Genomic DNA, 22,614 nt, shown 5'->3' with positions numbered 1-22,614 from the left:
CTGGCGAACGACAGTGCGGCCACCAGGCGCACTCCCGCTCGCCAGGGATGTATCGCGCGTTGTGCGCTGACAAAAAGCCATATCGCACACTTGGCGTCACCGCTGTTCGCAGCATGCATCATCCACATTCCTGTTCCGAGCGCACCTTCCGCACCCGCCTGCGACGTGTGATTGGCCGCTCTACTCCTCCCCTGCAAAGGAAGACTGCATGAAACTCGTACGTGTTGGCGCCGAAGGCCACGAACGCCCTGGTCTGATCGATAGCGAAGGCCGCATCCGCGACCTGAGCGGTGTGATCGACGATGTCGCCGGTGAGCATCTCACCAATGCCGGATTGGACAAGCTGCGCGCGCTGGATGTCGCCGCGCTGCCGGTGATCGAAGGCAAACCGCGTTACGGCGCGGCCGTGGGCCGCATCGGCAAGTTCATCTGCGTGGGGCTGAACTACGCCGACCACGCCGCCGAATCGGGCATGGAAGTGCCGAAGATGCCGATTCTTTTCATGAAGGCCACCACCGCCGTGTGCGGCCCCAACGACACCGTCATCATCCCGCGCGGCTCGGTCAAGAGCGATTGGGAGGTGGAGCTGGGCGTGGTGATCGGCGATGTGGCGCGCGATGTGTCGGTGGACCAAGCGCTCAACCATGTCGCCGGCTATGCGGTGATCAACGACCTGTCCGAGCGCGAGTTCCAGCTCGAACATGGCGGCCAGTGGGTCAAGGGCAAGAGCGCCGACACCTTCGGCCCGATCGGCCCGTGGCTGGTCACACGCGATGAAATCGCCGACCCGCAGAACCTGTCGATGTGGCTGGAAGTCAACGGCCACCGCTACCAGAACGGCAGCACGCGCACGATGGTGTTCGGCGTGGCCGAACTGGTCAGTCACATCAGCCGCTACATGACGCTGATGCCGGGCGATGTGATCAGCACCGGCACCCCACCGGGCGTGGGCCTGGGCCAGAAGCCACCGGTGTATCTGAAGCCGGGCGATGTGATGGAACTGGAGATCGAAGGCCTGGGCCGCCAGCGTCAACCGGTGGTGGCGCATCCGCGCGACGCGGATTGAGCCTCTCATCTTCCCAGGGCCTAGCTCGCCACGAGAGCGAGGTACGGTGAAGACAAGCGGCAGTCGTTCCTTCGACGCAACCTAAGCCCCTCTCCCGGCGGCAGAGGGGCTTAAGCAATTCTCAGTTTCCGTTCTTGTCAGTCCGTTCTTATTCCACCTTCCACCGCCCAGGATTTTCATGAGCACCATCATCGCCCTCGACACCCACGACGTCCGCTTCCCCACCTCGCGCGAGCTCGATGGGTCGGACGCGATGAATCCGGATCCGGATTATTCGGCCGCCTATGTGGTGCTGCGCACCGATGCACCCGATGACCTGGCCGGCTACGGCCTGGTGTTCACCATCGGCCGCGGCAACGACGTGCAAACCGCCGCGGTGGCTGCCCTGGCCGAGCATGTGGTCGGCTTGCAGGTCGACGAAGTCATCGCCGATCTCGGCGCCTTTGCACGCAGGCTCACCAACGACTCGCAGCTGCGCTGGCTGGGCCCGGAAAAGGGCGTGATGCACATGGCCATCGGCGCGGTGATCAACGCCGCCTGGGACCTGGCCGCGCGCGCGGCGAACAAGCCGCTGTGGCGCTATATCGCCGAACTCACCCCCGAGCAGCTGGTCGATACCATCGACTTCCGCTACCTCACCGATGCGCTCACCCGCGACGAAGCGCTGGCCATCCTGCGCGCCGCGCAGCCGCAGCGTGCGCAACGCATCGCGCAGCTGATCGAACAGGGCTATCCCGCCTACACCACCTCGCCCGGCTGGCTCGGCTATTCGGACGAAAAACTGGTGCACCTGGCCAAGCAAGCCGTGGCCGACGGCTTCCGCACCATCAAGCTCAAGGTCGGCGCCAACGTGCAGGACGACATCCGTCGCTGCCGCCTGGCGCGCGAAGCGATCGGGCCGGACATCGCACTGGCGGTGGATGCCAATCAACGTTGGGACGTGGGTCCGGCGATCGACTGGATGCGCCAGCTGGCGCAATTCGATATCGCCTGGATCGAAGAACCCACCAGCCCGGACGACGTGCTCGGCCATGCCGCGATCCGGCAGGGCATCGCCCCGGTGCCGGTGTCCACCGGCGAACACACCCAGAACCGGGTGGTGTTCAAGCAGCTGTTGCAGGCCGGTGCGGTGGACCTGATCCAGATCGACGCTGCGCGCGTAGGCGGGGTCAACGAAAACCTCGCCATCCTGCTGCTGGCCGCCAAGTTCAACGTGCGCGTGTTCCCGCATGCCGGCGGCGTGGGCCTGTGCGAACTGGTGCAGCACCTGGCCATGGCCGACTTAGTCGCCATCACCGGCAAGATGGAAGACCGCGCGATCGAATTCGTCGACCACCTGCACCAGCATTTCCTGGACCCTGTGCGCATCCGCCACGGTCGCTATCTCGCCCCGGAAGCTGCGGGATTCTCGGCAGAAATGCATGCCGCCTCGATTGCGGAGTTCAGCTATCCGGATGGACGCTTCTGGGTGGAGGATCTGGCCGGCGGCGCCAAGGGCTGAGCAACAGCCCCTCATCCGCCCTTCGGGCACCTTCTCCCGCACGCGGGAGAAGGGAGCAGTCGTTCGGCCGCAGCGGTGGTGTCATGTGTCTGTGCCATTGCGCAAAGCCAACAGCTGACCTCAGTGCACTGCAGATCCCTAGCAGTGGGACATAGCGCAAACGCACTCACCATGCTTACGCCAACCCGGATCACACCCTTCTCCCGCCCGCGGGAGAAGGTGCCCGAAGGGCGGATGAGGGCACGCCCTAACACTGCGCGTCGACCGCCACTGCGCAACGCCAACAACTGACCGCAGTGCACTGCAGCTGCCCGGCACTGCGCCATGTCGCAAACGCACCCACCACGCCTGCACCCACCCGGATCACGCCCTTCTCCCGCCCGCGGGAGAAGGTGCCCGAAGGGCGGATGAGGGCACGGGGTCAGCGTTGCGCGTCGGCCGCCTCGGTCAACGCAAAGATCCGCCCGGCCTGCCGCCACTTCTCGCCCGGCGCACTGCCCGGCAACGGCTTCTGGAACCGCCACATCAGGTCTTCCCACGCCTGGATGCGCGGGTCGGCCGCATCGCGCGCCGCCTTGGCAGCCGGGTCGTAATCCTCGCTCACCTGCATCAGCATCACCAGCCGATCGCCGGCGCGAAAGATCTCCAGTTCCTGGATACCGGCCTGCTGCAGCGAGGCCACCACCTCCGGCCACACCTCGGTGGGTCGGTGCCAGCGTTCGTACTCGGCAATCAAGGCGGCATCGTCGTGTAGGTCCAGCACGTAGCAAAGGCGCGGCATGCTCAGGCTCCTGCAATCGCGGGCGCTGCACGACGCGCGCGCAACGCGAACACCAGGATCACCGCAAAGCACGCGCCCGGTACCGCCATCGCCCAATGGATACCGGCCATGTCGGAGACCGCGCCCATCAGCGCGGTGAGCAGTGCGCCGCCGATGATGGACATCACCAGCAACGACGAGCCCAACTTGCGGGCATCGTCGTGCATGCCGTCCAGGCCCAGCGCAAAAATGGTCGGGAACATCACCGACATGAACACACTGGCGGCCACCAGGGCGTACAACCCGGTCCAACCCGGCATGGCGATGGCGATGGCGCACAGCAGCAGGTTGATCGTGGCAAAGCTCGCCAGCAGCTTCGCCGGTGCCAGATAGCGCAGCAGCGCGGTGCCGATGAAGCGCCCGGCCATGAACAGCACCAGCGAAATGGTGAGATAGGTGGCGGCGGCTTTTTCCGGCGTGCCCGGCACCGCATCCTGCAGGTAGCGGATCAGATAGCTCCAGATGCCCACCTGTGCGCCCACGTAGAAGAACTGCGCCACCACCGAGAACATGAAGCGCCGATTGCGCAGCAGCTCGCCGAAACGCGCACGCTTGGGTGCCTCGCCCGGGTCGATATCCGGTGCGCCGGTGGGAAAGCGCACCAGCGCGATCAGGATCGCCCACAGCACCACCACCACGCCGATGATCAGGTACGGCGTCTGTACCGCTGCCGATTCAGTGGCGAAAAAGGCCTCGCGCGTCGCAGGCGCCATCGCCGCCAGCTCAGCCGGGCTGTGCTCCACGCCGGAGAAGATGAAGTGCTGGCCCACCAGCACGCCGGTGATCGAGCCCAGCGGGTTGAACGCCTGGGCCAGGTTCAAGCGCCGCGCCGCGCCATCGGCCGGCCCGAGCACGGTCACCAGCGGGTTGGCGGTGGTCTCCAGGAACGCCAGCCCGCTGGCGATCACGAACAGCGCCAGCAGGAACAGCCAGTAGGTGTGCACCTGCGCGGCGGGATAGAACAGGAACGCCCCGCAGGCGTACAGCAGCAGCCCAAGCACCACCGCAGCCTTGTAGCTGTAGCGGCGCATGAACATCGCCGCCGGCATCGCGAACACGAAATACCCCATGTAGAAGGCGCTCTGCACCAGCCCGGCCTGCAGGTCGGTCAGTTCGAAGGCCTTCTTGAACTGCTTGATCAGGATGTCGTTGAGGTTGTTGGCCATGCCCCACAGAAAAAACAGGCTGACGATCAACACCAGGGGCAGCATGGCGGTACGCGCCAGGTTGCCGCGCGGCGACGCGGCAATGTCACTGTGATGCATGCGACCGTTCCCCTCCCAAGGCTGTGGCGCTTGCGTTGCAATCGAACGAGCGTACTGCGCGCGTCCACGCCATGCAAATATAAAATCTTTGTTTATATTTGCACGCGCAGCCTCCCGCTGACCCCTGCCCGCGTTGCCTGTACCCTGGCGCGCCGCACCCTGCCCTGGAACCGCAAACGGATGAGCACCGAACCCGCCAAGTACCGCGCGCCGGCCCTGGACAAGGGGCTGGACATCCTGGAGCTGCTGGCGCGCGACGCGCGGCCGATGAGCATGGGCGCGATCTCGCAGGGCGTGGGGCGCTCGCGCGGGGAGATCTTCCGCATGCTGCAGGTGCTGGAGGAACGTGGCTACCTGATGCGCGATACCGATGGCGACTACGTCCTGACCAACCGGTTGTTCATGCTCGGCATGCAGCAACCGCAGGTGCAGAACGTCACCGAGGCCGCGTTGCCGGTGATGCGGCGGCTGGCCGATGCGATCTGCCAGCCCTGCCACCTGGTGGCGCCCTCGGGCGACCAGATCGTGGTGATCGCGCAGATGGATGTGCCCAGCGATCTGGGCCTGGTGGTCCGCCCCGGCCACCGCCGCCCGCTGGCCCATTCCACCTCCGGCCTGGTGCTGTTCGCCTTCCAGCAAGCGGATGTGCAGGCCCGCTGGCTGGACGCGCTGGATGCCAGCGAGGTGGCCTACGACCGCGCACAGTTCCTGAAGGACGCGCAGCAGACCCGCGACGATGGCTATGCGATGCATGCCAGCGAGGCGGTGGTGGGCGTGGTCGACCTGACCGCCCCGATCCTGCAGCACGGCAGTGCGACCTATACGCTGACAGTGCCCTTCATCGAACGCCGCCCCGAACTGGTGGGCCCGCAAGCGGCCTTGCAGGCCTTGTGCGCCGCCACCGCCGAGATCTCCGACGCCTTGATGTATCACCCACCGCGCGCGCTGGGAAGCTGATCCGACTGTCGCCTGTTGGTGGTCCGTGGTTGGCACTGGCGGTCGACTTCCACGACGTGCAGCGATCGCACATCAGCACGTTCCTTCCCCGTGCGCGGGGGAAGGTGCCCGCAGCGCGGATGCGGGCAAGGCGCTCCCAAGCACCGGTATGACCCTGCGCCGTAATCGCCACAGCATTCGATGCACGACGCGGACAAGGCACCGCAATAGCCAAGGCTATAAAGATCAGACCGACCTTCGCGTGCAGGCAGAACGCTCGAAAACCGATCTTGCGTTGCTACACTGCGCGCCCCTTGGGGAGTAGCCTGCGGCCGCATCGTCGGACGCGCCTGCATCAACATACTCGGCCGTTGCGCCGTGGTGCAGGCAACCACTGATGGTTTGGCGAGACCAGCGGCATGCGTGCACGACGATGGTTGGCGCGGGCGCATGTCGTTGCGACCGTGCCCAACCCGAGTGTCTCGATGTCTCCGCTTTCCATCGTGTTGATCGGTTTTGCCATGTCTACCGACGCGTTCGCCGCGGCGATCGGCAAGGGCGCGGCCATGCGCAGGCCGCAATGGCGCGACGCGCTGCGTGCGGGGGTGATCTTCGGCTGCATCGAAGCGATCACGCCGGTGCTGGGCTGGTTGCTGGGCCGTGCCGCCTCCAGCCACCTGCGCTCCTTCGATCACTGGATCGCATTTGCGCTGCTGGGCGGCCTGGGCGTGCACATGATCGTCGCCGGCCTGCGCGCCGATCCCGATGCGCCCGACGAGCAGGACGCCATCCCAAAGAAGAACGGCCTGCTGGCCCTGGCCGCCACCGGACTTGCCACCAGCATCGACGCGATGGCGGTGGGCGTGAGCCTGGCGTTTCTGGACGTGCACATCGGCGTGGTCGCGGTGGTGGTGGGCCTGTGCACATTCAGCATGGTCAGCGCCGGCATCATGCTCGGCCGCGCGCTCGGCGCGCTGATCGGCAAACGCGCCGAAATCCTCGGCGGCCTGATCCTGGTGACCGTCGGCAGCGTGATCCTCTACGAACACCTCAGCGGCGCGGCATAAGCGCAGGCAGTTGTCGTAGATACCGTCTTGCCCCTCACCTGGCAAGGGCTTTCTGTGGGTCAAATGCGGTGCCCGATTTGAGGACGCCATAGACCAGATGCAGCAGCTTGCGCATGGCGGCGCAGACGATCTGCTTGCCGTGTTTGCCGCGTGCATGCAGACGCTGTTTGAGCGCGGTGATCACCGGGTTATGACGTATGGCGACCAGGGCTGGCATGTACAGTCCGGCGCGCAGCCGCGCCGAGCCGGTGCGGGAGATGCAGACCTTGCCCTGATACCTGCCTGATTCGTGCAGGCGCGGGTTCAGGCCGGCGAAGGCCGTCACCGCGCCCGCGTCGGCGAAGCGGCTTACCGGGCCCAGCTCGGCCAACAGCAGCGCAGCGCTGATGTCGCCGATCCCGTTGATACTGGTCAGCAGATGACGCTGCTGACGCAGGTCCGGGTCTTGGTCGATGTGATCGTCGATGGCCTGCTGGATCTCGTTGATCCGAGCTTGTAGATGCGCGATCAGCCCCTGGATCGAGGGTTGCACGTCTGCGGGGGCAACCTCCAGCCGGTTGCGCTCCATCAGCAGCATCTCCAGCAGGTCATCGCGGCGACGCACCAGCGCCTTGAGCGTCTTCAGGGCCGGTGGATCGGGCTGCCAGGCGCGCAGCTGGTCGCGATGGCGCAGCCCGTAACTGGCGATCAGCTTCGCATCGCTGCGGTCGGTCTTGACCCGCCGCAACTGGCTGCGCGCATACAGTGCCACCTGCGCCGGATTAAGCACGCACACCCGATAGCCGCACTCGTGCAGGAACTCGGCAAGCGCTTCGTGATAGCTGCCGGTGGCCTCCATCACCACCCAGCTATCCGGCTGCGCGTGGGTGCGCAGCCACGCGTGCAGGGCAGCAAATCCCTTGGGATCGTTGGCGAGCTTGGCCTTGGTGCGGTGCTTGCCATTGGCCAGCTCGATGGCCAGATCCACGCTGTGTTTGGCGACGTCGATGCCCACGATGGGGGACATGGAAACCTCCTGAAATCAGATGGACGACGATCAGCGCTGGTCCAGGTCCTGCCTTGTGATGCGAGTTCACGCCTGTGGCGGACTCTTGATACCGTCCGGACACCGAGGGCCAGCAGTTGCAGATGCAGAGCCGATCTACGATACAAGCTCGAGGCTTAAGGAGCGCATGGGCTTCTTGCATCTGCTCCGATGATCAGTCGGAAGACATAACGCTGTTATGCGGCCATGTCCAGATACAAGGAGCGCACCCGGGCGCGACGTGGCGTTACCGGGAATGCTCCATCGCGCCCGGGTGCGCTCCTACGATGCATGGCATGCGCTCCGCGATCGGCATCGTGGGATGTGTATTCGCTGTAGCGTGCATCGCCGCATGTCGCGGCGATGGCAACGATGCCTCCGTCAGCGTGTCTTTGCATCGTGATACGCGCTCAGGAATGCGCGCAGCGATGCCGGCTTGACCGGTTTGGTCAGCAAGCGATACCCGCGTTCGCGTGCAAGTTGCTTGAGTTCGTCGCGGCCGTCGGCGGTGAGCAGCGCCCCGGCAATCGGCGACGGTGCAGCGGCCTGCAGTGCATCCAGCGTGTCCAGGCCATCCAGGCGGTCGTGCAGGTGGTAGTCCACCAGCATCAGATCCGGTTGCTGGCGCGCGCAGTCCAGTGCCTGGTCGACGGTACTGGCAGTGATCACCTCCACCTGCCAGCGCCCCAACAGCGCGCGCATGCCATCGAGAATCTCGCGGTCGTTGTCCACGCACAGCACGCGCAGGCCGGCCAGCGAGTCGTCGCTGGACAGGGCGCGCGCGGCCGGTGCCAGCGATACCGGCGCCACCGGTACCGGCGCAACGCGCGGCAACAGGATCGAGAACATGCTGCCGCGGCCCACCTGGCTGCGCGCGCTCAGGTCGTGGTCGAGCAGGCGCGAGATGCGCTGGCAGATCGACAAGCCCAATCCCAGCCCCTGCTCGCCCCAGTCGAACGGCTGCTGGTAGCGGCGGAACTCTTCGAAGATCTGCCGCATATGGTGCTCGGGGATGCCCGGGCCGGTGTCCCACACCTGCAGTTCCACCTGCGTGCCACGCCCGCGCATGCCCAGCACGATGCGGCCCTGCCGCGTGTAGCGCAGCGCATTGGCCAGGAAGTTCTGCATCACCCGGCGCAGCAGGCGGCGGTCGCTGCGCACCCAGATCGGGCGCGTGTGCACCTGCAGGCGCAGGCCGCGGCTGGCCGCCACCGGCGCGTACTGCGCGGCCAGCTCATGCATCAGCGCGCTGGCGTCGAAATCCTCCACCGTGGGGCGCAGCCCGCCGGCATCCAGCCGCGAGACATCGAGTAGACCGTCGAGCAATTCCTCGGCCGCACGCAGCGAGGCGTCCACGCGTTCGGCCAGATGGCGCTGCTCTTCGTTGTTCTGGTGGCTCTCGCGCAGCGCCGAGGCGAACAGGCGCGCGGCGTTGAGCGGCTGCAGCACGTCGTGACTGATCGCGGCCAGGAAACGCGTCTTGGATTGCTGCGCCAGCTCGGCCTCGCGCGAGCGGTCGGCCACGCGCTGTTCCAGGTTCTCGTTGGCGTCCAGCAGCGCGCGCTCGGCACGCTTGTAGTCGGTGATGTCGTTGTAGCTGGTGACATAGCCGCCGCCGGGCAGCGCCTGGCCGCGCATTTCGATCACCTTGCCATCGCTGCGGGTGCGCTCGAACACGTGCGGTGAGCCGGCGCGCATGTGGCGGATACGGCGATCGATCTGGTCTTCGATATCGCCCTCGCCCAGTTCGCCGCGCTCGGCGTTGTAGCGGATCAAATCAGCCACCGGGCGGCCGACGTACAGCATGCCGTCGGGGTAGCCGAACAGCTGCTGGTAACGCCGGTTCCACGCGGTCAGGCGCATCTCCGGGTCGACCACGCTGACCGCGGCGCTGATGTTTTCCAGCGTGGTCGAGAGAATCTCGCGATTGAAGCGCAGTTCCTGGCCGGCTTCGTCCAGCACCGCCACCACTTCGCCCAGCTCCATGCCCGAACCGCGCAACAGGCTGGTCAGCACCAGCCGTGCCGAGGCTGCGCCGATGGACGCTGCCAGCAGGCGCTCGGTGAACTGCACCCAGGCGCGGTCGGCCACCACCGTCGGCTGCAGCTCGCGCTCCAGCAATTGCGCCTGCTCCACGAACGCGCGCCGCGCATGCCGCTCGCCCACCACGCGTTCGGCCAGTGCCTGCAGATCGCCCACGCGCACATGCCCGGGCCATTCGCCGGCCACCGCCGGGCGCTGCGCATACGGATCCAGGAACGGTGCGGCGCGTAGGCGCTCGTCCACGCCGGGGCGCCAACGCGCCGATACCAGCATCATCGCGCCGACGTTGATCAACAACGACCAGAACGTACCGTGCGCGAGCGGATCCCAGCCACGCATGCCGAACAGCTGCTGCGGCTGCAGCCACGCAATGCCGAACGGGCCATCCACCAGCCACTCCGGTTGTAGCCAGCCGGCGCGCGTGGCCGCCGGCAGCAGCAGCGTGTAGATCCAGGTCATGAAGCCCAGCACCATGCCGGTCTCCACGCCCTTGCGGCTTGCGCCGCGCCAGTACAGCCCGCCGATCACCCCGGGCGCGAACTGCGCCACCGCCGCGAACGCCATCAGGCCATACGCAGCCAGGGTGGTGTCGTTGGCCACGCTGCGGTGGTAGCCATAGGCGATCAGGGCCAGCAGCAGGATCGCCACACGGCGGATCCACAACACTCGCGATGCCACGGCCGCGCGCGCGTTCGCGCTGACGCGGCGACGCAACAGCACCGGCATCACCAGATCGTTGCTGACCATGGTGGCCAGGGCGATGCTGGCTACGATCACCATGCCGGTGGCTGCGGAAAAGCCGCCCACGTAGGCCACCAACGCCAGCACCGTGTTGCCCTGGCTCAGCGGCAGCGCCAGCACCATCGCATCGTCGACCACCGTGCTGCCCTTGCCGAACAAGGCGGTCCCGGCCGAGGCGATCGGCACCACCATCGCCGAAATGATCACCAGGTACGCACCGAACAACCAGCGCGCCCGGCGGATGTCGCCCACGTCGCTGCATTCCACCACCGCCACATGGAACTGGCGCGGCAGGCAGATCACCGCCAGAAAGCTCAGCAGCGTCTGCGAGATGAAGCCGACCGACGGGGTGTGCTCGAACAGGGTGCGCGCCGAATCGGCGATATGCAGCTGGTGGTCGCTCAGCCACAGCCACGCGAACAGGCCCACCGCCACGATGGCCACCAGCTTGATCACCGATTCCAGCGCGATCGCCAGCATCATGCCGTGGTGGTGTTCGGTGGCATCCACCTGGCGGGTGCCGAACAAGGTGGCGAACAAGGCCATCAGCAGCGCCACGTACAGCGCCGGATCGGCAAGAATGCCGCGCCCGGCGCTGCTATGCCCCGTCAACACCTCCAGGCTCATCGCCACCGCTTTGTACTGCAGCGCCAAGTACGGCACGATGCCGACCAGCGCGATCACCGCCACCAGCGCGGCCAGCCGGCGCGAGCGGCCGTAGCGCGAAGAGATGAAATCGGCGATGGACACGGTATTTTCGGCACGTGCGATCAGCGCCAGGCGCTCGATGATGCGCCAGCCGAACAGCAGTAGCAGCAAGGGACCCAGGTAGATCGGCAGATAGCCGATGCCGTTGCGCACTGCCGAACCCACCGCCCCGTAGAAGGTCCACGACGAGCAGTACACCGCCAGCGCCAGGCTGTAGACCGCCGGCCGCAGCCACGGCCGCTCCGGATACATCGGCCGGCGATCGCCCCACCACGCCACCCCGAACAGCAGCGCGGCATAGCCCACGGACACCAGCAGCAGGATCCAGCTCGAGACCAATGGGCGTTCCCAGGGAAAGGCGAGCTGGGAGTTTACGGAATGGGGAATGGGGAATGGGGAATGGGGATTCGGGATTCGGGATTCGGGATTCGGGATTCGGGATTCGGAGAGGGTGCGGGCTGTCGAGGCGGGGGCGAAGGGCTTCGGCCGTTTCTGGCAGTTCCTGCCGTCCTAGCGGGAAGGAGTGCGTTGTCATGCTGGCAACGCACGCGTTTCGCGCTGCCGGGAAGACGGTTCTTTACGTCAGCCTCTGACACGAGGCATCGGGGCGAGGGTCAAACGCCCCCCATCCGCCCTTCGGGCACCTTCCCCCGCAAGCGGGAGAAGGGAGTCCGGTTGCGGTGTGTGGCATGCGCTTGCCTGCCGCATGGTCGGCCCATCAACTCAGGCATCCGGCAGTAGACCTCCGCCCGAACGGCGACGCGAGCCCGTGCACGGCCGGGCGACGATGCGCCGCTGTAGCGATGGCACGACGATGCAGCGGCTCGCCTGGTGTTTGCCGGCTCCCCTTTCCCGCTTGAGGGAGTTGGCCAGCTCCCCTCTCCCGCCTGCGGGAGAGGGTGCCCAAAGGGCGGGTGAGGGGCCGGAGCGCCGCTCAGCCCGGCAGCCGCACCTGCACCCGATACGCCCGCCCGGCGGCACCCCGCGCACGCGCTGGTCCACGCTGACCAAGCATCCACCAGCACTTCCATCGCGGTGTTAACCAGCGCCCCTCTCCCGCCTGCGGGAGAGGGTGCCCGAAGGGCGGGTGAGGGGCCGAGCGCCACTCAGCCCGGCAGGCGCACCTGCACCCGATACAGCCGGCCAGCAGTCACCGCGTGCACGCGCTGGTCCGCGCTGACCACGCCGTCCACCAGCACCTCCATCGCGGTGCTGGCCAGCTCCCCTCTCCCGCCTGCGGGAGAGGGTGCCCGAAGGGCGGGTGAGGGGCCGAGCGCCGCTCAACCCGGCAACCGCACTTGCATCCGATACACCCGGCCAGCAGTCACCCCGCGCACGCGCACTCCGCGCTAACCACGCCGTCCACCAGCACTTCCATCGCGGTGTTAAACAGCTCCCCTCTCCCGCCTGCGGGAGAGGGTGCCCGAAGGGCGGGTGAGGGGCCGAGCGCCGCTCAGCCCGGCAGGCGCACCTGCACCCGATATACCCGGCCGGCAGTCACCGCGCGCACGCGCTGGTCCGCGCTGACCACGCCGTCCACCAGCACCTCCATCGCCACGCGCCCGGCTTCGCGCTGCAATTGCACCTCGAACTGCGCACCGCGGAACTGGCGCGTCACCTGCGCCTGTGGCCAGTGCGAAGGCAGCTGCGGCCGGATCGCCAGTGCATCGCCCTCGCCGACCAGGCCAAACAAGCCCTCCAGCACACAGCGATACACCCAGGCCACGGTGCCGGTGTTGAACAGCTGGCTCGAACGCCCAGCCGTGCGCGGGTACTGATGCCAGGCACCGCGGTAATAGTTGGGCAGCGACACCGGCAGGTGGCCGCGCTGCAGCACGTCCTCCCGCGTCGGACCAGGCAGCAACGCGCGCAGGATCTCCCAGGCGCGATCGGACTCGCCGATCTGGTACAGGCTGTACAGATAGAACGCAGCCGCATGATTGTACACCGCGCCGTTCTCCGCCGCACCCGGCCACTTCTGGGTCAGCCGGCCCACGTCGTCGCGCATATGCGTATACGCCGGCGCCAGCATCACCGGACCATAGGGCGTGTGCAGCTGCTCGCGCACCGCCTCCAGCAGCGCTGCACGTTGCTGCGCATCGGCAGTGCCGGCCAGCAACGCGAAGCTCTGCGGATTGAGGTAGATGCGTCCCTCCACATCATCGGCGATACCGAACCGCACGCCGTCGTCGGTGATGCCGCGCGCATACCAGTTGCCGTCCCACAGCTCGCGGTTGGCATCGGCGTTGACGGTGCCGACCGCTTCGCCGAAGGTCTGTGCCTGCGCGCTGCGGCCGTGCGCGGTGCAGATGTCGGACCACAGCCGCAACGCATACGCGGTGGCCACGGTGAGCCAGCCGGACACGCCCTTGCCGCGCCAGCCGACCATGTTCATCGGGTCGTTCCAGTCGCCTTGCGCGATGAAGCTCAGTCCGCGCGCATCGCGTGCGTCCAGCAGCCACTGCATCGCCGCATCCAGCCGCTCGGCCACGCTCAGCCGCTGCCCGTCATGGGTCTGCACGATCGCGTCCAGGATGCTGGCATCGCCGGTTTCGGCCAGGTACGCGCTCAGGAACATCGGCAACCACACGCAATGGTCGGTATGCGGCACCTGGTTGATGTATTTCAGCTCGGCGCCTTCCACCAGCAGGATGCCGTCCGGCATCGCGCCGCTGGGCTCCTGCTGCGACAGCGCATGCAACAGCGCCGCGCGCGCGGTGGCCGGCTGCAGATACGCCATGCCCATGTGGTCCTGCAGATAGTTGCGGGTCTGCGGATCGGTGGTCAGGCGATTGACGTCGCCGTGGTAGAACACCTGTCGCGGCAACCAGTGGTTGACCAGGTTGTCCAGCGCCGGATCCGGCGTGGCGATCTGGATGCAGCCGCGCCCGCCCTGCAGGTACTGCGCATAGTCGCGCGCGGCCGCAGCGAAGCCGTCCTGTGAGAGATAGCGCGCGCGCAGCGCGGCGATCTCCGCATCGTCCTTGGCCGGCCCGAACGCGAAGCGGTACAGGCTGGCGGCATCCGCTTCCAGGGCGAGGCGATACTGCAGCGCGGCGGCCGGGGTTTCGTAATGCGCTTCGTGATTGCCCAACTGCTCGGCCTGGATCGCCGATGGCGCATGCAGCCCGCCCTCGCCTTCGAAGGCCAGCTGCTGCGCCTCCCAAGCCACCGGTGGCTGTTCGTGCAGCAGGAAGGTGCAGTCCTTGAAATCGCGCTGGCGGAAGTAGTCGTCGATCTTCTGGTACGGCGCCACGCTGCGGCAGACGATGCCGCCCAGCGCCGGCTCGTAGCCGCCGGCCTGATGCATCCACGACATGTAGCCGATCGGGAAGTACGCATACAGGCTGAGCCGGCGCGCCCGCGCGGACTGGTTGTGCACGCGGCATTCCCACAGTTCCACCGCATCGTCGGTGGGCAGGGCCACGCACAGCTCCACCACGATATCGTCGTGACGTACCCGCCACCGCACATCGTGCTTGCCGGCGGAGAATTCGAAGGCCTGCGGCGGCGCACGCACCGGCTCGTGCGGCACCGAATACAAGGCCCCGCTGTCTTCGTCCTTCAGATAGAAGAAACGCCCGGGATGATGCGCGTAGTACGGCTGCTCGGGCATCATGAAATTGCGCGCTTCCAGCATCGGCGCGTGCGCGTACTTGGATGGCTCCGGCTGCATGAACTGGCCGGTGGCGTAGCCGCGGCAAGTGAGCTGCAGCATCATGCGACGGTTCCACAGGAACCCGCCGGCGTTTGGCATGGCGGTAGGGCTGTAGAGCGCGTAGCGCGCACCGTCGGCGCTGGGCGCAAGCAAGGTGGACAGATCGTCGGAAGCAGCAAGAGGCATTGCAGACACGGTCAGAGGTGCTCCTGTTCGTCGCGCTTGCGCGCGGCCAGTTCGTGCTGGATACGGCGCAGCAAGGCATCGTCCAGCGGATAGAAACGCATCGTCCATGCCGCCAGTAGCGCAACCGCACCCGGGATCACCGTCAGCAGCAGCACGATGCCGGTCAACGAAGCAGTGGACTGCGCACTGTTGGCGACATAGCCCATGCCGGCCAGCACCCAGGCGATGCCGGCCGAGGCGAGCGCGCCGCCAAGCTTCTGCGAGAACGTGGCCGCCGCGAACGTCATCGCGGTGGCGCGCCGGCCGGTGCGCCATTCGGTGTAATCGGCGCTGTCGGCATACATCGAAAACGCCAGCGGCGATTTCGGCCCCAGTGCGAGGCCGATCAGGATGTTCAGCACGAAGATGGCCCACACCGCATCGGCAGGCACGAAGAACATCGCACAACTCAACAGGCCAACGATCGCCATCAGCCCGCACATCAGCTGGCGCTTGTCCCAGCGCCGCGTCAGCAGCGGGGTGATCGCCGCACCTACGCCCAGTGCCACCGAATAGCAGCCCAGGAACGCGCCGACCAGATCCGGCCGTTGCACGTAATACTTGAGGTAATACACGCCCGCACCGCCGCGCATGGTGATGGTGATCATGATGATCAACGACAGCACGAACAGCACGCACCAGGGCTTGTTCTGCAGCAGGTCGGCGATGTCGCGCCCGATCGGCGTACGTTGTTGCGGCGGCGGCTGCACGCGCTCGCGCGTGGTCAAGGCCACGCCGACGAACAACACCACCGCCACCGCGCCATACAGCATCATCGTGCGCTGCCAGCCCTGCGCATCGTTGCCGCCGCCGAACCAGCGCACCAGATCCATCGTGAAATAGTTGACCAGCGTGGTGCCTGCAAAGGCACCGATGAAACGTAGACTGATCAGGCCGGTGCGCTGCTTGCTGTCGGCGGTGATCACGCCCGAGAGCGCCGAGTACGGAATGCTCACCACGGTGTAGGCCAGCATCATCACCAGGAAGCTGATCGTGGCCCACCACATGCGCCCGTTCTGATCCAGGTCCGGGGTGGTATACGCCAGCACGCCGGTCACCGCCATCGGCACTGCGCCCCACAGCAGATACGGGCGGAACTTGCCCCAGCGGTTGCGCGTGCGGTCGGCGATCGCCCCCATCGCCGGGTCGGCGATCGCATCGGCGATCTTGGTCAGCAGGATCATCGTGCCCACGGCCGCGGCCGGCAGGTGCATGGTGTCGGTGTAGAAGATCAGAAGGAACGCGGAGATGTTGGCCCAGTACAGATTCAGGCCCAGATCGCCGGCGCCGTAGCCCAGCTTTTCGCGCCAGCGCAGGCGCGCCGAGGCAGGGGACGATGCGGGTGTTGACGTCATCGGGTGACCTTCGGATGCGTTGTACCCGGCCGGTCACGCCGTTACGCTGGGCGCCCGCTCACCTGGCAAGGAGGGCCGACGCTACACCACGCATCGGCTGGCGCCAACGTGAAATCCGCTCAAATGCCGAATCGATCCGGAGATATAACCTGACGTGATGGACACCGCCGCACCTGCCACGCCCGCGTCCGCTTCGCCCCTGGCCATCGTCGTGATGGGCGTGTCGGGCAGTGGCAAGACCACCATCGCGCAGGCACTGGCCGCGCATTACGGCTTCCGTTTCCTGGATGCCGACGACTATCACAGCGTGGCTGCGCGCGCGCAGATGGCCGCCGGCCAACCGCTCACCGACGCCATGCGCCTGCCGTGGGTGGAACTGCTGTCGGCCACCCTGCGCGAGTGCGTGCAGGCCGGCCAATCGGTGGTGCTGGCGTTCTCCGGATTGCGCCGCACCCATCGCCAATTGCTGCGCGGCAGCGGCGTGCCGATGCGCTTCGTGTTCCTGCATGCCGCGCCACACGTGATCGCCGCACGCCTGGGCGCGCGTGCCGGCCACTTCATGCCGCCGAGCCTGCTCGACAGCCAGCTGCAGACGCTGGAATTGCCGTTGGACGAAGCAGACGTGGTGTCGGTGGACGTGGACGCCAGCGTGCCGGAGGTGGTGCGCGATGCGATCGCGCAACTGGCGCTGATCGACACGGCAGCAGCCAACGCCAGCACCAACGCGTTGGGTAGCGCGCCCTAGCGACGCCGCCATGGCAGCGGAATCGCCAGGACGCTCAACACCAACAATGCAAGACGCGCCGATAGCGTGTCGTGGCGCGCGTGCGGCAACGGCGCCTCGTCGGCGCCCTCGGGCAAGGCATGTGCACCGGCTTCCAGGTCGGCCAGCACGGCACGGGCCTGCGCCCAGTGCCTCGCCTCCACGCGAATCTTGATCCCACCCAGCGCCTGGCATAGATACCACTGCGCAAGGCATTGCTGTTCGTCGGCCAGATACACCGCGATGCCTTCGGCCTGCAGACGTCCGGCCACCAATCTTGCCTGCAGGGCATTGTCGTAGGACACCAGCGTCAGCCATGTCGACATGCGGGCTCCGTGCGCGATCAGACGCTGACATGGTAGCGGCAGGCGCACGTTGCTTGGCGTCAAGCCGCCGGCTTGCGCGACCGCAATGCCGGCGCGAGCCCGCCATGCACGCATCCGGCACCGGACGCGTGCGCGCCAGGATCACGGGCTTCCGACCGCCGTGCCGTACGTTGCATGCTCCACGTTACGTACAGGCGCGGCCATCGGCAGCCCGCCAACCGCGCTACGAGGTGGCGCAAGATGTCCTGGTTACTTTTTGCAAACCTATGATTTGCCTGCGAATTCAACCTTGTCGTCCTGAATGATTTTTTCTATCGCAGACACGGAAAATAGTGATGCATCATCACTAATTGCGCGATTAACGCACACGCTGAACGCAAATTTTTCGACTTGGTCATACCAGATCCAGGCAGACCCGACCGTTGAGTGAATGCAGGCTCGCGCCGGTGTTGCAGGGACGCCGTGATCGGCGATCTTCGCTACGCAGATCCGGGGGGATCCAGCGCTTCCTCACCACCAATGGATACGCCGTGATGACCAACTCCAATCGCCGTTTGCGGTTCCGCAGTTTGACGCTCATTCCCTGCCTGCTGGCCAGCGCAGTGGCCTTTGCCCAGTCTGGCGCCACGACCGCCGCACCCTCCCAGCAACCAGTGTCGTCCCTGGATGCACAGGCGTTTGCGCGCTCCGGCCAGGTCTGGCACAGCTTCGGCAAAGAGCTTCCGTTCGCCAGCCCGAGCAACTGGCCCACGGCCGGTGGCGGCTACTTCAATTCGCGCTTCGCCCCGGGCGAGTGGAAGATCAACCGCAGCACCGTCAGGACGCTCAAGCCGGCCTGGACCCTGACCACCACCGGCGACATCTCGGCCACCCCCAGTATCGAGGGCGGCACGCTGTACGTGCCCGACTGGGGCGGTACGCTGTACAGCGTGGACAGCCAGACCGGCAAGCCGAACTGGCAGGCCAAGCTGTCCGATTACACCGGCAATGCCAATTCGGTCACGCGCAACACGCCGGCGATCAGCGCCAGGAGCATCATTGTTGGCGATCAGGCATCCGGTACCCTGCTGGCCATCGACAAGAAGACCGGCAAGCTGCTGTGGAAGAGCACGGTGGAAGCCAACCCGCAGGCGCGCATCACCTCTTCGCCGGTCATCTACGGCAACCGCATCTATGTCGGCATCTCCTCCGGCGACTGGGGCAACCTGGACGCCAACCACACCTTCAGCTTCCGCGGCAGCGTGGTGGCAGTGGACCTGAACACCGGCGAGAAGCTGTGGCAGTTCTACAACGTGCCCGAGGGCTATACCGGTGCCTCGGTGTGGGGCCAGGTGGCGATCGACCCGATCAGCCGCCGCCTGTATTTCGGCACCGGCAACAACTACAACATTCCGCAGAGCGTGGGTAACTGCGTCTCCAATGCGCGCTCCTACCGGGGCAGCGAACTGACCGTGCAGGATGAGCTGAACTGCATGGCGCCGGACAACTACGTCGATTCGGTGATTTCGCTGAACCTGGACACCGGCAAGCTGGTCTGGGCCAACCGCGCGCAGGGCTATGACGCCTGGAACCTGTCCTGCATCGTCGCACCCACCAATGGCCTGTGCCCGAATACGCAGGCGAGCAACCTGACCGGTCCGGATTACGACTTTGGCGGCGCCGGCGTGCAGCTGTTCGCGGTGCCGCGCAACGGCAAGCTGCAGCAACTGGTCGGTGCCGGCCAGAAGAGCGGCATCTACTGGGCCTTCGACGCCAAGACCGGCGCCAAGGTGTGGTCGACCCAGGTCGGCCCGGGCGGCACCACCGGTGGCGTGGAATGGGGCACCGCGTTCGACCCGTACAAGTCGCAGGTCTATGTGGCCATCAACAACAGCTCCAATGCCACCTACACGTTGGGGCCTGCCAATACCCAGAGCCACAATGGCGGCTCGTGGGCGGCGCTGGACGCGGCCACCGGCAGGATCAAGTGGCAGGTCAAGGTGCCCGGCATCAACCGCGTGAATCCGACCGTGCCGGCCGGTGGCCAGGGCTCGCTGACGACCTCGCCCAACCTGCTGTTCGCCGGCTCGATGGCCGGCAATATGGTGGCGCTGGATACCGACACCGGCGCGACGCTGTGGAACTACGACGCCTCCGGCTCGGTGATCAGCTCGCCGGCCATTTCCAACGGCGCACTGTACTGGGGTGCCGGCTACGGCCGCTTCAACTTCGGCACCGCCGCCACCAGCAATCAGCTGATCAAGTTCGTGCCGGATGGCGGCGCGGCCAAGTAAGCGTCAACACAGGTGATCTGCGCGCAATGACGTGCAGTCATTCCGGTACAACGGCGCCACCTTCGGGTGGCGTCGTTGTGTCTGCCGCGGCCAGACCCCTTGGGCATCCACGCTGCATCGCGCGTCGTCGCCTTTGCCCCTGACGCTGTTCGATGGAAGACGCTACAGACGCGTGACCTGGCACAACCGGATCTGCCCGGCTTCCAGTCCATGCGCCTCGGCCGCGCGGCGGCGCAAGGCGCAGACCAGGCCCGCCGCATCCAGCTCGCCATCGGCGGGAACCTCCACGCTGTGGGCCAGCTGCCCCCACAGCACCGGCCGACCATCGCAGTAACCCTCGTAGTCGGCGAAGTAATGCAGCTGGCGTGGCTCAGGTACCGACGTGGACATCGCCCTGGATCTCCGTGCAGCCCAGATGTTCCAACGCAATCTCCAACCCGAGCAGATAGCTCTGCGCGCAGTAACCACGCACCGTGGCCACCCGCTGCGTAAAGCCATCCGGCAGGCAGCGTCCCGGCCGGTCCACGCTGTCGTCGTGGGCTTCCACGAACGGGTACGGCAGCGCGCCCAGGATCCGGTGCAGACGCGGGCTGTCCACGCAGCTGCCCGGATCGATCAGCGCGATCTCCATCCGCGCCTGACCAGCCACGCGCAAGGCATCTAGCAATTCCTGCTCCGAGCCACAGGCCCGCAGCGCCACCGTCTTGCCTGCATCGCCGGCGCATTGCACCAGCTGGCGGATCACCGCCCGCGGCAACGGCTGCGGCCCACGCACCAACGGCAGCGATGCCTCCGGCCCACGCACGATCATGATCGACATGGCGGCGTCCTCAGGCGGCAACGCGCAACGGCGCGTGCAGCGACGGCAGACAGCGCGCCGCGATCCCCAGCGACATCGCATACGCACGCGGCGCATCGTGCGGGGCAATCACCACCGCCAACGGCGCATGCTGCGGATGCAGCCACGGCTCCAACTCCTGCGCCGCATCGGCATGCAGCTCGATATACGGCGTGGGCAACGCATCCACCGCCGCACGCAAGGCCCGGGCGCAGCTGCGCTCGGACAACGGCAGATCGCCCGAATCCAGCAGCACCAGCTCCACCTCGGCATCGCCACCGGCTGCGTGCAATTCGGCGATCAGGCTATCCACATCGGCACACGCCAGCGTGCGCAACGCGCGCCCGGCACACTCGGGCAACTGCATCGGCACCAACGGCGCCGGATCGGCCTGAGGACCTCGCAAAATCAGGATACACATCGTGTTTGGCTCAACGCACTGCTGTGCGGGAGTGCCAAGGTAGATCCTGCATACGTAAAGGCGCTATTCGTGCAATACGGATCAGGCATAAAAACATTGTATCTGCAGGCCCAGTTATCCCACTCCTGGACCGGTCTCGCCGCAGCGTGGAGATGCCGCTCGTATGATCATCGACGCTTCAAGGTTGATCGTCCGGGCCGGCCATAGGTCATCGAATTCAATGGATTTCAATAGTCTACGTAGCAGCCAGGCCACCCCGTCATCGGCTTCCTTGCGTTGCGCGGTGGACTCGATGCATCCCTCTCAATGCGGTCCAGCGTCAGACTCGACGCGTGCAACAAATACGCTAGGAAAGCAATCGGTTATCACAGATCGCTTGATCAGCCAAAGCAACTGAGATAATCGACAAGTTCAGGTCTACTCCCCGAAGCAGCTCGTCGAGGCTGACTCGCAATCTCCCATGGGTAGCGCGGAGAGTCTTGCTAGCATGGGTTGGCCGAAAAATCAATGCTATCGATCGAGCCGAACTCATCCATTAAAAATCGTGCTGGCGCATACCGGGTGGACTTGAACCGCCACGTCCAATCCGTTCGATTGGATCAGCAACCGTCGCTTATCGGGCTTATCGGAAATATCATTGTCCGAGGCTGATGCAAACTGCATTGCCCGCTAAGCCGAGTCGATCATATTGACGCAAATCGAACCAAAGCTTCTTCAGGAACCTCGGCGCGGTCCAGAGGACCCCGAGATCAATGCTGGTCTTTCTGTCTGATCACATCGCGCATGTATTCACTCCAGTTCGAACACAGGGCTTGAATTTCCTTGTGCTGAGCGATGGATTCATAACGTCCTGCCATACGCAAAGCCGCTTTTGGGTGAGTTGATAGGAGTGCCGAAGTGTCATTGCTCAACTCGATCAAGAGGCATGACTCCGCCCCTTCAGCAATTCTTTCGCTACGTTCTGTGTCCTTCGGTGTCTTCCCAAGAACTGAAAGCGTTGCGTGGGTGGATTCATGCACAGCTACCATCAGTGCGACCCAGAGAGAGTCTTCGGCGTTAGATGGAGTACATGGAACCAAATAGTCCAGATGGAACGCTTTACCAAACCTGGCCGACAATGCGTAACGTTGGACGGGCCTGATCGTTTCCACCAGGGTCAAAGTTGTCTCGCCCCGAGCGGGCCAGCCACCAATCCGAGCAAAGAGCTTGTCGAGGGCCCTTGTCGCATTTCCCTCAGCTACATTGGAGGGCGCACAGCCGTCGGCTCCTCTCACATGAATTCTGAATAATGATGATTTGGCATAGCCGTATTTGAAGACATCGCGGGGTGCGGCAGACCTGCCATCTCCCAATGGAAGGTATGTCCCTGATATTGACCACGTCACTCCTGGCCATCGCATGATTGCGGTATTGAAGGCGCTTTCGATTTCGTAGCCATCGCCTTCCAACTCAACAACTTTGTTGAAGGCCATCCTGGGAGCGCGCACCGCAACAGTACAGCCTGACAGACATACCGAAATTATGATTGAAAATACGATGGCAGCCTGCTTATTTATCTCCATTACCAGCCTCCATTAACGAAAG

At 65.6% G+C, this 22,614-nt stretch carries 17 protein-coding genes and 1 riboswitch; of the genes, 6 read left to right on the top strand and 11 right to left on the bottom strand.

Going from position 1 to position 22,614, the window contains the following annotated elements; genetic code table 11:
- The first annotated feature begins 208 nt into the window (after nt 1-208).
- Both ACCQ05_RS00835 and ACCQ05_RS00830 read left to right on the top strand, forming a co-directional pair.
- The gene (locus ACCQ05_RS00835) at nt 209-1,066 is read left to right on the top strand and encodes a fumarylacetoacetate hydrolase family protein (protein ID WP_228963338.1); all 858 of its coding nucleotides are present in this window, start codon (nt 209-211) and stop codon (nt 1,064-1,066) included.
- A gap of 178 nt (nt 1,067-1,244) precedes the next feature.
- Nucleotides 1,245-2,567, top strand: coding sequence for an L-fuconate dehydratase (locus ACCQ05_RS00830; protein WP_372392632.1), 1,323 nt, complete (start codon nt 1,245-1,247; stop codon nt 2,565-2,567).
- A gap of 421 nt (nt 2,568-2,988) precedes the next feature.
- Here ACCQ05_RS00830 and ACCQ05_RS00825 read toward each other — a convergent pair whose 3' ends face one another.
- Together ACCQ05_RS00825 and fucP are read right to left on the bottom strand one after the other, a co-directional pair.
- On the bottom strand, nt 2,989-3,348 hold the full coding sequence (locus ACCQ05_RS00825; RefSeq protein ID WP_372392631.1) for an L-fucose mutarotase: 360 nt from the start codon (nt 3,346-3,348) through the stop codon (nt 2,989-2,991).
- 2 nt (nt 3,349-3,350) lie between these two features.
- A complete protein-coding gene (gene fucP / locus ACCQ05_RS00820) occupies nt 3,351-4,652 on the bottom strand; it encodes an L-fucose:H+ symporter permease (RefSeq protein WP_372392630.1) in 1,302 nt (433 codons plus the stop codon).
- A 180-nt stretch (nt 4,653-4,832) separates the two neighbouring features.
- On the opposite strand from fucP, the gene ACCQ05_RS00815 reads away from it, so the two are divergent.
- Together ACCQ05_RS00815 and ACCQ05_RS00810 are read left to right on the top strand one after the other, a co-directional pair.
- A complete protein-coding gene (locus tag ACCQ05_RS00815) occupies nt 4,833-5,609 on the top strand; it encodes an IclR family transcriptional regulator (RefSeq protein ID WP_104542401.1) in 777 nt (258 codons plus the stop codon).
- 289 nt (nt 5,610-5,898) lie between these two features.
- A riboswitch (yybP-ykoY riboswitch) is annotated at nt 5,899-6,069 on the top strand.
- A gap of 4 nt (nt 6,070-6,073) precedes the next feature.
- The gene (locus ACCQ05_RS00810; protein WP_372392629.1) at nt 6,074-6,655 is read left to right on the top strand and encodes a manganese efflux pump MntP; all 582 of its coding nucleotides are present in this window, start codon (nt 6,074-6,076) and stop codon (nt 6,653-6,655) included.
- A 34-nt stretch (nt 6,656-6,689) separates the two neighbouring features.
- Here ACCQ05_RS00810 and ACCQ05_RS00805 read toward each other — a convergent pair whose 3' ends face one another.
- The 4 genes from ACCQ05_RS00805 to ACCQ05_RS00790 all read right to left on the bottom strand — a co-directional run bounded on the left by ACCQ05_RS00805 (nt 6,690) and on the right by ACCQ05_RS00790 (nt 16,409).
- Nucleotides 6,690-7,661 (bottom strand): IS110 family RNA-guided transposase, encoded by a 972-nt coding sequence (locus ACCQ05_RS00805; RefSeq protein ID WP_104544391.1) that lies wholly within the window; start codon nt 7,659-7,661, stop codon nt 6,690-6,692.
- A 399-nt stretch (nt 7,662-8,060) separates the two neighbouring features.
- Nucleotides 8,061-11,510, bottom strand: coding sequence for a NahK/ErcS family hybrid sensor histidine kinase/response regulator (locus ACCQ05_RS00800; RefSeq protein ID WP_372392628.1), 3,450 nt, complete (start codon nt 11,508-11,510; stop codon nt 8,061-8,063).
- A gap of 1,114 nt (nt 11,511-12,624) precedes the next feature.
- A complete protein-coding gene (locus ACCQ05_RS00795; RefSeq protein WP_372392627.1) occupies nt 12,625-15,024 on the bottom strand; it encodes a GH36-type glycosyl hydrolase domain-containing protein in 2,400 nt (799 codons plus the stop codon).
- A gap of 2 nt (nt 15,025-15,026) precedes the next feature.
- Entirely contained in the window at nt 15,027-16,409 is a 1,383-nt protein-coding gene (locus ACCQ05_RS00790; RefSeq protein ID WP_372392626.1) for an MFS transporter, read from the bottom strand.
- Nucleotides 16,410-16,566: 157 nt separating this feature from the next.
- Here ACCQ05_RS00790 and ACCQ05_RS00785 point away from each other — a divergent pair, with 157 nt between their 5' ends.
- Entirely contained in the window at nt 16,567-17,154 is a 588-nt protein-coding gene (locus ACCQ05_RS00785; RefSeq protein ID WP_372393866.1) for a gluconokinase, read from the top strand.
- Here the strand turns inward: ACCQ05_RS00785 and ACCQ05_RS00780 are convergent.
- Nucleotides 17,151-17,498: a putative signal transducing protein gene (locus tag ACCQ05_RS00780; RefSeq protein ID WP_372392625.1), complete on the bottom strand. Its 348-nt coding sequence runs from the start codon at nt 17,496-17,498 to the stop codon at nt 17,151-17,153. The two genes, ACCQ05_RS00785 and ACCQ05_RS00780, sit on opposite strands and share 4 nt — an antisense overlap.
- A 533-nt stretch (nt 17,499-18,031) precedes the next feature.
- Here ACCQ05_RS00780 and ACCQ05_RS00775 point away from each other — a divergent pair.
- Entirely contained in the window at nt 18,032-19,771 is a 1,740-nt protein-coding gene (locus ACCQ05_RS00775; protein WP_372392623.1) for an outer membrane protein assembly factor BamB family protein, read from the top strand.
- Between the two features lie 162 nt (nt 19,772-19,933).
- Here the strand turns inward: ACCQ05_RS00775 and ACCQ05_RS00770 are convergent, their stop codons facing one another.
- The 4 genes from ACCQ05_RS00770 to ACCQ05_RS00755 form a co-directional block, all read right to left on the bottom strand.
- Nucleotides 19,934-20,161 (bottom strand): hypothetical protein, encoded by a 228-nt coding sequence (locus ACCQ05_RS00770; RefSeq protein WP_005996486.1) that lies wholly within the window; start codon nt 20,159-20,161, stop codon nt 19,934-19,936.
- Nucleotides 20,142-20,591, bottom strand: coding sequence for a 3-dehydroquinate dehydratase (locus ACCQ05_RS00765; protein WP_372392622.1), 450 nt, complete (start codon nt 20,589-20,591; stop codon nt 20,142-20,144). Before ACCQ05_RS00765 ends, ACCQ05_RS00770 begins: the two co-directional genes overlap by 20 nt.
- A 10-nt stretch (nt 20,592-20,601) precedes the next feature.
- A complete protein-coding gene (locus tag ACCQ05_RS00760) occupies nt 20,602-21,030 on the bottom strand; it encodes a hypothetical protein (protein WP_372392621.1) in 429 nt (142 codons plus the stop codon).
- 749 nt (nt 21,031-21,779) lie between these two features.
- Nucleotides 21,780-22,592: a hypothetical protein gene (locus tag ACCQ05_RS00755; RefSeq protein WP_372392620.1), complete on the bottom strand. Its 813-nt coding sequence runs from the start codon at nt 22,590-22,592 to the stop codon at nt 21,780-21,782.
- Nucleotides 22,593-22,614 lie beyond the last annotated feature (22 nt).

This window comes from Xanthomonas sp. NCPPB 3582, assembly GCF_041475735.2.
Taxonomy (GTDB): Bacteria; Pseudomonadota; Gammaproteobacteria; order Xanthomonadales; family Xanthomonadaceae; genus Xanthomonas; species Xanthomonas codiaei.
This window is presented reverse-complemented; position numbering and strand designations above follow the sequence as displayed.

What these genes read in the sequence shown, in the direction of transcription:
- ACCQ05_RS00770 (WP_005996486.1), bottom strand. Translation starts at nt 20,161, where the DNA reads ATGTCCACGTCGGTACCTGAGCCACGCCAGCTGCATTACTTCGCCGAC.
- ACCQ05_RS00780 (WP_372392625.1), bottom strand. Translation starts at nt 17,498, where the DNA reads ATGTCGACATGGCTGACGCTGGTGTCCTACGACAATGCCCTGCAGGCA.
- fucP (WP_372392630.1), bottom strand. Translation starts at nt 4,652, where the DNA reads ATGCATCACAGTGACATTGCCGCGTCGCCGCGCGGCAACCTGGCGCGT.
- ACCQ05_RS00835 (WP_228963338.1), top strand. Translation starts at nt 209, where the DNA reads ATGAAACTCGTACGTGTTGGCGCCGAAGGCCACGAACGCCCTGGTCTG.
- ACCQ05_RS00805 (WP_104544391.1), bottom strand. Translation starts at nt 7,661, where the DNA reads ATGTCCCCCATCGTGGGCATCGACGTCGCCAAACACAGCGTGGATCTG.
- ACCQ05_RS00755 (WP_372392620.1), bottom strand. Translation starts at nt 22,592, where the DNA reads ATGGAGATAAATAAGCAGGCTGCCATCGTATTTTCAATCATAATTTCG.
- ACCQ05_RS00810 (WP_372392629.1), top strand. Translation starts at nt 6,074, where the DNA reads ATGTCTCCGCTTTCCATCGTGTTGATCGGTTTTGCCATGTCTACCGAC.
- ACCQ05_RS00785 (WP_372393866.1), top strand. Translation starts at nt 16,567, where the DNA reads ATGGACACCGCCGCACCTGCCACGCCCGCGTCCGCTTCGCCCCTGGCC.
- ACCQ05_RS00760 (WP_372392621.1), bottom strand. Translation starts at nt 21,030, where the DNA reads ATGTGTATCCTGATTTTGCGAGGTCCTCAGGCCGATCCGGCGCCGTTG.
- ACCQ05_RS00775 (WP_372392623.1), top strand. Translation starts at nt 18,032, where the DNA reads ATGACCAACTCCAATCGCCGTTTGCGGTTCCGCAGTTTGACGCTCATT.
- ACCQ05_RS00830 (WP_372392632.1), top strand. Translation starts at nt 1,245, where the DNA reads ATGAGCACCATCATCGCCCTCGACACCCACGACGTCCGCTTCCCCACC.
- ACCQ05_RS00825 (WP_372392631.1), bottom strand. Translation starts at nt 3,348, where the DNA reads ATGCCGCGCCTTTGCTACGTGCTGGACCTACACGACGATGCCGCCTTG.
- ACCQ05_RS00815 (WP_104542401.1), top strand. Translation starts at nt 4,833, where the DNA reads ATGAGCACCGAACCCGCCAAGTACCGCGCGCCGGCCCTGGACAAGGGG.
- ACCQ05_RS00765 (WP_372392622.1), bottom strand. Translation starts at nt 20,591, where the DNA reads ATGTCGATCATGATCGTGCGTGGGCCGGAGGCATCGCTGCCGTTGGTG.
- ACCQ05_RS00790 (WP_372392626.1), bottom strand. Translation starts at nt 16,409, where the DNA reads ATGACGTCAACACCCGCATCGTCCCCTGCCTCGGCGCGCCTGCGCTGG.